The sequence below is a fragment of the Vibrio sp. J383 genome, assembly GCF_023503985.1.
GTDB lineage: Bacteria > Pseudomonadota > Gammaproteobacteria > Enterobacterales > Vibrionaceae > Vibrio > Vibrio splendidus.
Window position 1 is genome coordinate 1887259 of the sequence record NZ_CP097294.1, and the last position, 13756, is coordinate 1901014.

At 44.2% G+C, this 13756-nt stretch carries 13 protein-coding genes; 3 read left to right on the top strand and 10 right to left on the bottom strand.

The window, feature by feature from the left end:
• Positions 1-18: 18 nt before the first annotated feature.
• Positions 19-1212, bottom strand: coding sequence for a glycine C-acetyltransferase (locus M4S28_RS24725; RefSeq protein WP_017094962.1), 1194 nt, complete (start codon positions 1210-1212; stop codon positions 19-21).
• A 369-nt stretch (positions 1213-1581) separates the two neighbouring features.
• On the opposite strand from M4S28_RS24725, the gene M4S28_RS24730 reads away from it, so the two are divergent.
• Complete coding sequence (locus tag M4S28_RS24730; RefSeq protein WP_249633143.1) at positions 1582-2334, top strand: EAL domain-containing protein; 753 nt, start codon at positions 1582-1584, stop codon at positions 2332-2334.
• A 7-nt stretch (positions 2335-2341) separates the two neighbouring features.
• Here the strand turns inward: M4S28_RS24730 and M4S28_RS24735 are convergent, their stop codons facing one another.
• From M4S28_RS24735 to M4S28_RS24765, 7 genes are all read right to left on the bottom strand, one after another.
• Positions 2342-3163 (bottom strand): helix-turn-helix transcriptional regulator, encoded by an 822-nt coding sequence (locus tag M4S28_RS24735; RefSeq protein WP_249633144.1) that lies wholly within the window; start codon positions 3161-3163, stop codon positions 2342-2344.
• A 139-nt stretch (positions 3164-3302) separates the two neighbouring features.
• Positions 3303-4007, bottom strand: coding sequence for an ABC transporter ATP-binding protein (locus tag M4S28_RS24740; RefSeq protein ID WP_102312109.1), 705 nt, complete (start codon positions 4005-4007; stop codon positions 3303-3305).
• Between the two features lie 25 nt (positions 4008-4032).
• The gene (locus tag M4S28_RS24745) at positions 4033-5316 is read right to left on the bottom strand and encodes an ABC transporter permease (RefSeq protein ID WP_249633145.1); all 1284 of its coding nucleotides are present in this window, start codon (positions 5314-5316) and stop codon (positions 4033-4035) included.
• Between the two features lie 2 nt (positions 5317-5318).
• The gene (locus M4S28_RS24750; protein ID WP_249633146.1) at positions 5319-6533 is read right to left on the bottom strand and encodes an ABC transporter permease; all 1215 of its coding nucleotides are present in this window, start codon (positions 6531-6533) and stop codon (positions 5319-5321) included.
• Positions 6526-7854 carry a TolC family protein gene (locus tag M4S28_RS24755; protein ID WP_249633147.1) on the bottom strand — a complete coding sequence of 443 codons (1329 nt, stop codon included), beginning with the start codon at positions 7852-7854 and terminating at the stop codon, positions 6526-6528. Before M4S28_RS24755 ends, M4S28_RS24750 begins: the two co-directional genes overlap by 8 nt.
• On the bottom strand, positions 7847-8980 hold the full coding sequence (locus tag M4S28_RS24760) for an efflux RND transporter periplasmic adaptor subunit (RefSeq protein WP_249633148.1): 1134 nt from the start codon (positions 8978-8980) through the stop codon (positions 7847-7849). The genes M4S28_RS24755 and M4S28_RS24760 overlap by 8 nt, the downstream gene beginning before the upstream one ends.
• A gap of 186 nt (positions 8981-9166) precedes the next feature.
• Positions 9167-9760: a cysteine dioxygenase gene (locus M4S28_RS24765; protein WP_151407806.1), complete on the bottom strand. Its 594-nt coding sequence runs from the start codon at positions 9758-9760 to the stop codon at positions 9167-9169.
• Between the two features lie 372 nt (positions 9761-10132).
• Between M4S28_RS24765 and M4S28_RS24770 the strand changes: the two genes are divergently transcribed.
• Positions 10133-11065 carry a LysR family transcriptional regulator gene (locus M4S28_RS24770; RefSeq protein ID WP_249633149.1) on the top strand — a complete coding sequence of 311 codons (933 nt, stop codon included), beginning with the start codon at positions 10133-10135 and terminating at the stop codon, positions 11063-11065.
• Complete coding sequence (gloA2, locus tag M4S28_RS24775; protein WP_012600386.1) at positions 11065-11448, top strand: SMU1112c/YaeR family gloxylase I-like metalloprotein; 384 nt, start codon at positions 11065-11067, stop codon at positions 11446-11448. The genes M4S28_RS24770 and gloA2 overlap by 1 nt, the downstream gene beginning before the upstream one ends.
• A gap of 113 nt (positions 11449-11561) precedes the next feature.
• Here gloA2 and M4S28_RS24780 read toward each other — a convergent pair whose 3' ends face one another.
• Both M4S28_RS24780 and M4S28_RS24785 read right to left on the bottom strand, forming a co-directional pair.
• On the bottom strand, positions 11562-13097 hold the full coding sequence (locus tag M4S28_RS24780; protein WP_249633150.1) for a PepSY-associated TM helix domain-containing protein: 1536 nt from the start codon (positions 13095-13097) through the stop codon (positions 11562-11564).
• A gap of 111 nt (positions 13098-13208) precedes the next feature.
• The gene (locus M4S28_RS24785; RefSeq protein ID WP_019825747.1) at positions 13209-13559 is read right to left on the bottom strand and encodes a hypothetical protein; all 351 of its coding nucleotides are present in this window, start codon (positions 13557-13559) and stop codon (positions 13209-13211) included.
• Positions 13560-13756: the final 197 nt, after the last annotated feature.

Consider the following 13756-nt stretch of genomic DNA (forward strand, 5'->3'; position numbering starts at 1 on the left):
TAAGGCACCCCTTTAAAATTAGATAATAGCCATGTCTTTACCAACTTGGATGAACGCATCAATTGCACGGTCTAGTTGCTCACGAGAGTGTGCAGCAGACATTTGCGTACGGATACGAGCTTGGCCTTTTGGTACAACAGGGAATGAGAAACCTACCACGTAGATGCCTTTCTCTAGTGCTCGCTCTGCGAATTCAGCCGCTACTTTTGCATCACCTAGCATGATTGGGATGATTGCGTGATCAGCACCGCCCATAGTGAAACCAGCTGCTTCCATGCGAGTACGGAAGTGAGCAGAGTTTTCCCATAGTTGAGTACGTAGGTCGCCAGATTCCGCTAGAAGATCTAGAACGCGAATAGACGCAGATACGATTGCTGGTGCAACAGAGTTAGAGAATAGGTATGGACGAGAACGCTGACGTAACCAGTCGATCACTTCTTTCTTACCAGAAGTGTAACCGCCTGAAGCGCCACCCATTGCTTTACCAAGCGTACCTGTGATGATGTCGATACGGTCTACAACATTGTGGAACTCGTGAGTACCTGCGCCGTTTTCGCCCATGAAGCCAACTGCGTGAGAGTCATCAACCATCACTAGTGCGCCATACTTGTCAGCAAGGTCACAGATAGCAGGAAGGTTAGCGACTACGCCGTCCATTGAGAACACACCGTCAGTTACGATAAGCGTGTGACGAGCGCCCGCTTCTTTAGCTGCGATAAGTTGTTGCTCTAGCTCTTCCATGTTGTTGTTCGAGTAACGGAAGCGCATTGCTTTACATAGACGAACACCATCAATGATAGATGCGTGGTTTAGAGCATCAGAAATGATTGCGTCTTCTTTGCCTAGGATCGTTTCGAATAGGCCAGCGTTTGCATCAAAACAAGATGTGTAAAGGATAGTGTCTTCTTTACCAAGGAACGTAGATAGCTTTTGCTCTAGTTCTTTGTGAGAGTCTTGAGTACCACAGATGAAACGAACAGAAGCCATACCAAAACCGTGTTGATCCATACCGTCTTTAGCAGCTTCGATAAGGTCAGGGTGGTTAGCAAGGCCTAAGTAGTTGTTTGCACAGAAGTTTAGTACTTCTTCACCAGTCGAGATAGAAACCGCTGCTTTTTGAGCAGAAGTGATAATGCGCTCAGACTTGTAAAGACCTTCTTCTTTAACTTCTTCGATTTGAGTTTGAATCTGTTGGTAAAATGCAGAAGACATTGTCTCATTCCTTCATAGTTATTATTCAGCAGCATCGCGCGCCGCATTATGTAGGGGATGTAAACGATTTTAATTCGATCATTTACACTGTAAAACTTATATCTCTATTCTAGTTGAACATCCCCCTTTCGATTATCCCTCTACTTGGAAAAACATTAATGAATCACAGGCATGAATAATAGTTCATCCCAGTGACACAGGGCACATTAACGCCCTTCACCTGCTATTTTAAACGCCAAATCACCTTTAATTTCCGTCTAATTTCGCTTTCATATCAAATCTCAATTTTTCATCTCAGAACGATATAGTGATGATTCTCCAATTCTCTCAAAATGCGCACCAGCAACGCCGCTATACAAATGAAACACGATGAGAAGAGAAACCAAGCACATGACCCTATCTGACAACACCATACAAGAAGCCTTCGAAAACGACTGGCACACCTGCTTTTATCAGCCAAGGGTTCAGCCTAGTGTCGAGAAGGTGACTGGGGTTGAAGCGCTGTTTCGTTTAGATATTCCAGAAGAAGGGATTTTCTCTCCGGGCGTGTTTATCGAACGTGCGTTTGCATTGGGTTATGAAGAAGAAATCTTCTTTAGTGTGCTTGAGCAATCTCTAACGGAGGTCAAATCGCTTTCCGTTCATCTAAGCTTGGCGGTAAACATCAACAAGAAAGTGCTAGCAAACCCTGATAATGTCGAAAAGGTTCGTGAATTGCTTTGGAATGCATCTTTCAAAGCAGAACAGCTTACCTTTGAGCTAAGTGAAAATGATCAGTTAGATGAGCAGCTTTGTGAGCAGATAAAGCGCTTTAAGTCTCTGGGCGTCAGAATCTCTATCGACGATTTTGGTATCGGTTATTCAGACATGAATAAGGTGATTAGCCTTAATGTCGATGAAGTGAAGTTCGATAAATCGATTGTGAATAGTATTGAGCCAGCAAGCTCCGATTTAGTTAAGCGTACTTTGGCATACTGCAAAGAGTCTGGCATTGAAACCGTGGCGGAAGGCGTTGAAGACGCAGATACACGTCAAATGATCCACCAGCTAGGGTTTGATCGCTATCAAGGCTTCTTGTACTCAAAACCTCTGCCTTTAACCGACCTAAGATTAGTCATGTAGAGCACTTTTACAGACTAGAGCTTAAAACAAACTCGACACTTTTCTTCTTCTGCTTAAGGTCGTGGTAACGGATGTACTTAAAGTAGATATCGTGTTTATTTTGGATGTTCTGAGAAAAAGGATTTTTCACCACTTTCTTGATGTCTGCCTTGAAAAACGGCATGCCGAGCTTGCTCATATAAGGTTCTAAATACAGGTCATACAAGAACTGGCACATAGCAGGGTCAAGGGTCGGAAAGCGAAACTCAGTATCAGACAAATTATCCGCCATGTAATCGAAGATCTTACGACGAATCACAATACTAACCGCGCCAACACTGCAAAGCATCTTACTTAAGCCGTCATACACCACATGACCAATAATGACCCCCTCGAAAAGAAAACAAAGCACCTGCATATCTTCTTTTTTCACACCCAGATGCTGAGAAACCTCGATAAAATCTCTGCCATAGGTTTTTAGATGCATTCCTTGAATCGACTTAAGCCTTTTCGCTGGAAGTGCTCCCATGTTATATGACTCAACACTCGTCACCTCATAGTCATAACCAATATCAATACTGAATGGGCGTTCCACGTTCTTGGTTGCCGCTTTCACCTGTACCATTTCTTCAACGGAAAAATCGTAATCGACCTGAAAGAAACTCGCGATACCAAGACGACGAACAAAACTAGGCAACGTCTTTGCCCTTTCCCACTGGCTGACCATCACCTGATTGACACCAAAAAACGCTCTATGAGAATTGGAAAGCAACTCTGCAAATTCTTCCTGTGAAATAGAGAGTGATTCACGAAGTCGTTTTAACTCTATAGGGAAATTTTCTTTATCCATCTGTTACTTACCTAGCTTTTTTATCAGTGTAGTTCACTCAATATCGTCCGTACAAGATCAGTGTTAAACACTTAAGAAAAAAGCCACTTCGTGAGGAAGTGGCTCTAAGCGAAAGATTCTAGGTTCTAGGTTCTAGGTTCTAGGTTGAGCAATGTAACCCTTGGCGATCAGACAATACTTTACCGTCTTTGATCGTCACTATGCGCTTAGTTCGTTCAGCAAGCGAGTTATCGTGCGTAACGATAATCAATGTTCGGCCCTCAGCATGAAGCTGATTAAACAAAGCCTCTATCTCAGCGCCAGACTTGGAATCCAGAGCCCCTGTTGGCTCATCAGCTAATATAATCTGAGGGTCATTAACCAAAGCTCTAGCAATAGCGACACGCTGTTTCTGACCACCAGACAGTTGATTCGGCTTATGGTCAAGTCGATCGCCCAACCCTACTTGTTCAAGTAATGCCGCCGCACGCTTACGACGCTCTTTGGCTTTGATCCCTGAGTACACGAGAGGCAGAGCAACATTGTCCAATGCAGATGCATACTCAAGTAAATTAAAACTCTGGAATACAAAACCAATTTTTTGATTCCGAATACCTGCAAGATCATTAGCACTCAACGCAGCAACATTTTTTCCATCTAGCTGATACTCCCCTTCCGTCGGCTTATCAAGGCAACCAAGCATATTCATCAGCGTTGATTTACCGGATCCTGACGGGCCTAAAATAGACAAAAACTCTCCCTTCTCAATCGAGAGATCGACACCGTCTAATGCACGTATTTCAGTATCACCGTTTGAGTAGTGTTTACCGATATTTGAGAGTTCCACTAAGAATTTATTAGACATGGTTTCTCCGCTGTCTTTGATCTCATCATTCACTTTGTAGTGCCTCCATCGGAGTCACTTTCGCCGCACGATTAGCCGGGAGCCAAGCCGCAGCGACACCAATAACCACCAGCGTCAAAACAACAATGGTGACAACCAACCATGAAAGTTCAGGAACAGGTTTACCAAGACGCTCATAAAACATATTGCCTTCAAGCTCTAACGAGCGAATCACAGCAATCAGTGTATAAGTAATCACTAAGCCCAATAAACCACCCATCATCATGGTCATCAATGACTGAACCAGATAATGCATGCGAATCATCCCTGAAGTAGCACCGACCGCCATTCTCACGCCAATATCTCTTGTGGAGCGTTTCACCGTTGCATACATCACGTTAGCAATACCTATACCCGCCACTGCCAAAGTGATAAAACCAATCACACCAAGGAACCCCTGCAGACCAACTAAGAATTGTTGCATCGTTTTTTGTTTGAGAAACATATCCTCAACCTGAACGACCTGCTCATCACTGACACTGGCACCATGTTTGCGCGCAATAACCTGACGAATCGTATCGGCAAGTTTGACTCTGTCGACACCATCATGAGGTTGAACGTTGATACCACTAATGTCACCGTTAATATTAAAACGCTGCCATGTAGAGAAAGGAACAAAGCTTGAATAATTGATGCTATCTCCCTGTTCAACCTTGGCACTGTTTTTCTCTAGTACACCAATCACCGTAAACTCTTGGCTGCCAATTTTGACTGTTTTCCCCACGGGATTGACCTCTAATTTGACAGTAGCAAACCAGCTAAAGCTTTCATTAGGGTTAAACAAATCTGCCGCTAAAAGGTAACCCAACACGATGACTTTGCGTTGTTGTTTTTGGTCTAGAGGATTAAACCAACGCCCTCCTGGACGTGTCTTGAGATTCGTCACCGACTGAAATTCAGTCGTTACCGCTAACGCTTTTTTCCAAGACCCTCGCTCCCCAACAGTAAGTGATTCATCCCACACAGCTGTCGGCACCGCAGCTTTGATGTTAGGCAGAGCCTCTACAACTTTCGTATCTTCTACTGTTAGAGTCAGCGGCTTGCCCTGATGAAAAGATCCATAATCAACCGTAGCCATCCCCCCTGATAGATAAATCAAATTACCATTGCCATTTTGTGCCGTTTTAAGCACGCCTTGCCTAATGCCTTCTCCCACCGATAGCATCGCTGAAATACACAAGGTTGCCCACGCAACAGCCAGAATCGTGAGCCCAAGTCGTAGCTTTTCTGCAGACATTTCCTGAAAGATTTGTCTCATCGGTAATAGCATGATTAAGCCCTCGCACTGAGTGCGTCAACAGGAGTTAGGCGAGACGCCCGTTTTGCAGGAAAGTAAGAGGCTAAGAACGCCAGAATCAGTGTCACCGTTAACGCCATTCCAATCGAGCTTAACGTGATAACAGGTGATCCAATCCATTCAGGTAACGCCATCGAGCCAAGCAAATAAACCGTACCAAAGGACGCCATTAATCCCACGATGGATCCTAAGGTAACTAAGATAAGCCCCTCAATAATAAACTGAGACATGATGGAACCCTGTGTTGCACCAATCGCCAGCCGAACGCCAATTTCTCGAGTTCTTTCCGTAACAGAGAGAAACATGATATTAGCCACACCCAAAGCGCCAACCGCCATAGTCATTGCGCCACTGGCCGTCAGGAATATTTGAATACCACGAAAGATACCGGTAATCACGTCTCCACCCTCACTAAAGTCGGGCAAATAGACCGCATCTTTATCAGTAGGATCAAAGTGCATCTGTTTAGCAAAAAAATTGACAATGTTACGTCTAAACGATGCGGAATCCATGGCTTCTACAGGCTTTAATAGCAGTTGCCATGGCTTATCTTTCCAGAGGTCAAGATAAGTAGCTTGGGGCACAAAAACTCGTCGACTCTCACCAAAAGAGATTCCTCCTTCATTATCAACCATCACGCCTATTACGTAGAATGGAATACCGTTGATCTTAATATGATCGCCAATGTCGACTCCGCCCATTTGAGCAATTCGATCACCCAATACAACCACCCGTGTGTGGTTTTCCATATCCGTCACCGAAATACTTCGTGAACCAGGCTGCAACTTATTTTGTGAGATAGGAAAATAAGAGGGAGCAACACCACTCACCATACTGCCAATATTATGCCCTTGAGTGTTCGTCACGCTGGTATCCCTTTTAAGGTAAACAGCAGACGCCTCTTTAACAAAACCAGCCTGCTGGATCAGCTCAATTTTATCTTGTTCAAGGTTTATTTCGCGCCTTGAAGGCATGCCCTGCCAAGGTTTACTCGTACTAGAGGGAAACACAACCTGAGTGTCATTGACCAAAAATGAGAAAGACTTCGTTTGATAACGATAGAAGCCTTCTCCTAACGCCATTAAAACAACAACAGACAGCACGCCCCATGAAATTGCGATAATAGCCAAGGCACTTTTCATCCGATGCGCCAATAACGTTTGCCAAGTCTGAAGGAAAAGATTAACCATGGTGCAGCGCCTGAGAGATCAGCGCCATCGCTTCATCATCTAATTTACCGGTTGTCTGAAGCAGGCCTATTCTCTGACGCCAATAATCATATAAGTTGGTCTGTAGAAGGAACCTTGAATCAAATAAGCTGTTATGTGCATTGATAACATCTGAGGCTTCCAGGAAACCCGCGTCGTATAACTTTTCTTTGCTACTCAGCACCTCTGCGCGAGACGCTACAACATCATGCGCCATTAACACTCGTTCCCAGTTGAGTTTCACTTGAGTAAAGTTCTGATCAATTCGCTTCTTGATGTCTATTTCAACCTTTCGTAAATCCTGCTTAGCCGTCAACAAGTTAAGCGAAGTTTGATCCACTTTGGCGCGTGTTGAACCATTTAAATCAATAGGAACACTAAGAGTTAAACCCGCGTTAAACTCACCGTTGTCCAACCGATCATTGTCGTTATAGCCCACTTGCCCTTTAACTGTTGGATAATAACCTCCTTGGGCAGACTTTTTGTCTAGCTCGCGCGCTTCAACGCCTTTTATGGCAACCAGTAATCCAGGGCTATTATTTCTCGCTAGCTCAAGCCACTGCTGCTGAGAAGCCACCAGCATTGGAGGCTCAACCAAGTTCTCGGTACGAATTTGATCTACCGAATCAGGAGCTTGGTTTATCAGCGCTTCCAGCTCTGACTTTTTACTTTCTAACTCTGCCTTTGCTCGCAGAATATTGGCTTTGTCAGACAACTGATTAGCACGCATCTCTTCCACATCAATCGATTTCACTTTGCCTGCTAGATAGCGTTTTTCGAAGATTTTTAGCAGTTTGCTGCCTTCCTCTAACTTACTGTTGGTGAGCTGTAAGTTACCTTGAGCGCTGCCTATATCGAGATAAACCAGAAGTAACTTAGCCGCCAAATCATTATGTGCTTGAGCCAGTTCCAGCTGGGATTTCAGATAATCTGATTGTGCTTTATCTAATTCAGACCAAAGGCTACTGTCCCAAATAACCTGAGACAGCTCTGCACTATACCGATTTGAACTACTGCGGTCTTCGCTCCAGTCTGCTGAAGCGCTCGCGCTTAAAGCGGGTAATAAAGAGCTGCGACTTAAATCCACCGAACTCTCACCGAGTTGAACACCAATTCGGGCTTTCTCGTAATCAGGATCAGTCTGTTTGGCTTGCTGCCATGCTTGTTCAATGGAAATGGCATATGAAGGGCAACTAAGCACAGTTGCTAATAGCAAGCTGCCTACACTCAACAGGGGCGATTTACGAGGTAACAGAGGTTTGTCTAATCGCTGTGAACAACTAAACAGCGCAGGCTTAACCATGAGCTGCCCCCATCATACTGTTATCGATGACGGTTTCGTCTAACTCCACACCTTCGATGACTTCGACATTGATGCCATCGGATAGGCCCAGTTTTACCGCTTGTTTGTGGAAGCCTTGTTCTGAGCTGTCAGGGATTAATACGTTAGGGCTATCGCCTTCAAATTGAAGTGCGCGCTCTGGTAGAGTGAGTACATTTTCTGATTTAACTAGAATTATCTGAGCAGATGATGAGAACCCTGAACGTAATCGGACGTCTTGAGGTATTTTGAGCTCGCCAACTTCGACTTCAAAACCGTTATCAAAACTTTTGCCCGAACTACTATCAGCTGTTGCGTTAAGACTTTCAGACTGAATCGCAATCTTAGTCAGTACCCCTTCTATTTCGATACTTGGGTAAGGTGCAACGGTCAGTGTTACTGGCATCCCCGGAGTAAGTTGGGCTGCATCATGCTCACTAACACTGCCCTTAAAAATCAGGCTGTTCATATCGGCCAATGACATCATTTCTGTTGCCGCTTGGCTCGATTCAGTAGAAATAATCGGTTCTCCTACCTCGACTTTTCGATTCAACACCGTACCGTCTATCGGAGCGTAAATGGTTGAGGTTAGGCGAGAGTTACCAATTGTCGACTCCCCGCTTTGAATCAATTCGAGGTTCTGACGTTTTTGCATAACGTCAGCCTGTGCTGATTTCACATTGGAACGTGCAGTCACATATTCGTCGTAGTTCTTAGGAATGATTTCTTGTTCGACCAAACTCTGCAGATTAGCGAGTTGTTGTTTTGCTGACTCAATGTTCGCCTCACTTCGCATCAATTCGGTCGAGGCATCGGTCAACGCTTTCGGGGTAGGGTTAGGACGAACCTTAATAAGCGGCTGACCTTGCGTTACGTACTCACCAACACCGGCATAGATTTCACCTACGATCCCGTCGATTTGAGATTTGATAGACACAGAGTGAGCGGGAACGATATACCCCACCGCAACCGCCTGCTTTTCGATCGTCCCCGTATCAACAGTAAGGGTTGGAAAGGCTTCGGGAGGCGTTGAAGTTTGAAAATAGAAATACGCACCTCCACCTAGCAGCGTGGCACATGCCACAGACACTAACCCACGTTTAGTCATAATTTATCCAGCTCATTATTTTATATTTGTGAGCCCTATGACTACCGTGGATATGCGAAGTTCATAAATAGTATAAAATTTTATAATGCATAGCGTTAAAGCAAAAATTAGACGACAGACTTTCTACGCCTCCTTTTAGCCTTATCATGACCATTTAAGTAGAAAGTTATCTCCGTTTAACGCACTTTAAATCTCGTAGGCCCAGCACTCTTGTTGTATGTCGAGCAGCTCCGACTTACCGCTCTCTAGCTGATAGAGGTGGAACTGGCTTAAAGGGGGCGAATACACATGTAACGTAATGAGCGGTTCATCTCCAGCCTGTAGATTCGATATCTGATGGATATCATTATCTTTACTAACGGTCACACTGCCCTCTTGGAAATGAGTCGACTGAGAAGCAAAAATATGACCATTAGCCGCCGTTTCAAACAGGGTTTCCGTTGCTTGCCCATGTAGAACCTTTACGCCACAAGACGTATTCAAATGATCGTGTATTTTACTTCTTTGCCCGTTAAGCCAGCTCAAAATTAAAACTTCACAGTGGTCATTTTTGAAAAGCCTTTGTCGACAGTATGTTTCTTTATCAAAACTCGCCAACGACTTGATCTCTTCTTTACTCAGCTCGATGTTATCCAATATGAACCGAATGGACGCCAGAGACATAGGTTTATTCGCCAGTTGTATTTGGTCCATAAACTCTTGGAAATTAAGCTCATAATCGTTATTAATTAACGCGGCTAACGCGGGAGATTGCGTTGGGGTGGTATCAGTACGTTGCAAAATACTTACCTCTGACTATGTTTTGCTCTTCCGAACTCGAAGTTAAAAGCTCTCTCGAACGATGAAATATGGCTGATTCGATTCAGCACAAGTTGGGAGGATACTAACACTGTTTAAATTAAATTTAACAAGCAATCACAAGTATTTACATTAATATAACAAAAGCATCTAACAACCAATTTGAAGCAACGGAATCGCCATATTGACTTGAGATCTGAATAACTGAGTAATATGAAATAGGAACAACAAAAGAACGGCTTCCATCACGACTACTATTGCGCGTATCAATTAATGAAATTGATTCACAAATCAGAAGAGATCAATCACAATCAAGGTTATGGTCACTGTTGAAATTAGTCTAACTGGATACTTATGATTAACCCAAAACTCATCGCCCTGCTTCCGGATCTCGCTTCGTTCATTTTAGTGGTTAACGAAGGTAGTTTTACGGCTGCAGCAAAACAGTTAGGTGTGACACCATCAGCGTTGAGTAAATTGATCACACGTCTAGAAAAAGCACTTTCAGTAAAGCTGTTCGAGCGAACCACTCGTACATTGATCATCACTCAAGCAGGCCAGTTGGTATACGACCAAAGCGTGGTGATGATCAACGCGGCTCAACAAGCCGTTGAACTGTCTACCTCTGACCATACTGAGCCTGCAGGCTCGATAACGGTAGCGGCGCCTGAAGCCTTCTTGAACTCGGTATTGCAGCCTTTCGTTGTGCCATTTTTAAATCAGTACCCTGAGATTCAACTCAAGCTAAGGGCAGCTGATGGCGACATCGACATATTGCGCCAAGGCATCGACATTGCCTTTCGCCTTACCGACAAACCTGACGAGAGTTTGGTATTGAAAGAGCTCGGAAAAACAAACCTCGTGTTATGTGCGAGCCCCGACTATTTAGATGCCAAAGGAACTCCTCACCACCCTACCGAGCTGTCTGAGCACGACTGCTTATACCTTGCAGAAACAGATAAAGACCACGTTTGGGACTTCCTTAAAGATGATGAGTTTTACACAGTCCCCGTCAGCGGACGTTACGCTGTGAACCACTCTCAGATGCGATTGAAAGGTGTTAAAGAAGGGCTTGGTGTGGGTATTTTCCATGACTTCGTAATTCAAGATGCATTGGCTGAAGGTTCTGTAGTGCAAGTACTGGAAGATTGGACCATCAAGAGTAATTACCATGGCGCTATCGCGATGCAGTTTGCTCAAACCAAGTACATGCCTGCCCGATTGCGTGTGTTCATTGATTATGCGATGGAACACTTGGGTGACAAACTGGCAGGAGAAATAAACTGATGCTGAAAGGAATACACCACGCCGCCATTATTTGCTCAGACTACGAAGTTTCTAAACGCTTTTATACGGAAGTTTTAAAGCTTGAAGTGATTGCTGAGAATTATCGTGAAGCGCGCCAGTCGTACAAACTTGACTTAGCACTGCCTAATGGCGCTCAAATAGAATTATTCAGCTTCCCTGACGCACCTGAAAGACCAAGCTTTCCGGAAGCTCAAGGGCTGAGACATTTGGCTTTTTGTGTTGATGACGTTCAACATGCCAAAAGCTACTTGGAAGAACAAGGTATTGAAGTCGAACCGATTCGAGTTGATGAGTTTACGGGGAAATCATTTACGTTTTTCGCAGACCCAGACGGCCTACCGCTAGAACTTTATCAGATCTAAAGCTTTATCAAATCTAGAGCAGTATCTAGTCTAAAGTCTTCCTCATAGAAGAAGTGCTCATCTGATTAATAAAACGGACTTTCTCAAGTCGAGAAAGCCCGTTTACGTGTCAATTAACTCAAGGCCGTCTTGAATTTCTCAACGCGTGAAAACAGTAACCAATCCATTAGCATTGCAGTCACAATCGTTGCACCCGCGAGTGGAAACAGTACCGAAATAACAACCACAGTCACCAAGCCTTCTTTCCATAAGCCTGCATCACCAAACTTCGGTGGCGTTCCCAACTTCCTTTGGCCTGAAGGTCTGCGCATCCACCACATGACTCCACCAGTCACCGACACAACGACAAACGCAATGCAGAACAACGCGTTTAGAAGCTTGTTGATGATGCTGATGTCACCTTGGTGCAGAGAAATACCGACGGCTAAGGTTTTGGCGAATAAATTGTAATCTTGCCACGTCACCTCTCCTAGAATGCGCCCTGAATATTGGTCGAGGTGAGTTGTGCGATCTTGGGTTGGGTCGATGATATCGCCTCCCATAGTATTGGCGGCCACGGTATAAACACCCGTTTCTGAACGCGGGAAATTGACTTTATATTGCGTAAAACCAAGAGATTGAGCTTTTGCTATCACATCATCAATCGAGAAATCACTCGTAGATAATACATGCTGAGAATGATCCTCACCCATCTTAGAATGATCATGAGCTTCAGACGCTTCTTCTACTTGGTGGACGTGTTCGGCTGGCTTATCTTGAGACAAAGGCAGTGGAGTTTGCTCTAGGTTCCAAGGCATTTCTTCTTCAGACCCGTGATTTAAAGAAGCATGCGTTTCGTTAGACAGAGGAATGTCGTCCCACATTTGAGCAGGAAAAGTACTCCATGCTTGCACTAGCTTACCGCCCCAAAAACCTGTCCATGATAATCCCGATAGAATAAATAACAGAAGAATGAATGACAGTGTTCCACCGATATTCGCATGCAGATCACGCATTAAAATACGCGTTCCTGAACCAAATCGAAGCTTAAGAAAACCAGCGCGGCTCGCGTTATCTCGAGGAAGCCATAAGTAAATGCCACTGATGAGTAACAGAATAGACAAGCTTATTGCGACTTCAATTAGGTAATCCCCCCAATCACCAATCAACAAAGTGCCGTGAATGTCATTCGCCAGTTGATACAGACTGTCGCTGCGGGGGATTTCTCCTACCACTTCGCCAGTATATTGATTCACCGTGGCGAAAACGGACGTGCCATCTTCAAGTGATACAGAAAATCGGTTCGCAAGATCAGGGACTTTACTCGGTACAAATTGTGTCACCGTACCTTGTGGGTATTGATTTTGTACCGCAGCTAATTGTTGTGACACCTTGATCGGTTCGCCCGATGCAACAATTTCAATCGCGTCTTGATGGAAAGCAAGTTCGATTTCATCATCAAACAGCATCACCAAGCCTGTAATGCTCAGCATTAGCATAAACGGGATAACGAATAGCCCAGCATAGAAGTGCCAGCGCCAAGTGAGGAAGTAGAGAGTTTTATTGCGGTCTTTGCTTTTTATATTGGTTTTCGAACCAGTTGTTGCACTGCTTTTAGACTGCGAAGTTGCTTGTGCTTTCGCAGGGGTTTGAGATTCATTTCTCAACATTATTATTTCCTTTGACACACGCAAACATACCTTCTGAAAGATCAGAAAGTAATTTGAGCATGGTTAACTTTACTTAATACTTTATTTTTTAATTATTTTAGTGGGTTAGGTTTAAGCAATATCAAAGGGAGGGCCGCGCGGGGCTTGTCTCGTGTAGCGTTCGCTTAGAGCCAAAAAAGCGTAGCTGTCTGAGACAATAGAACTCAGTCGAGTCGTCAGTAATGTAGTTGGAAGTTCGTCTTGATGAAACGTGGAAAAATGGCTAAAGGGACACGGCTTTCCTTTGTGAGTATTGGGCTCGCCTTCTTCAATTTGAACCAGTTCAAAGCCGTTGACCGTACATAACGACGCCCATACTCCCGCACTATTACCATGAGCATTGATAACAGGCATTAATGTCACTAGCGCCCAGCTTAATGCTGTAGCAAGTAACATGGAGAAGTTGAACGAGGTTCGGCGCATCATTCCTAATCTTTATAAATTTCCCTTATTATGAGGCACTTGTTATATAGGTAAACGTAAAGATTAACATCAGGTTAAAAAATTGAAGCTAACGCACACTCTTTTTAGTTAAAAACTGGTTACAACGAAAGAGCCAAGAAAATGTGGTGAAACTCTACATAACAGACTGTTTATAAAAAAGACAATAAAAAACGCCG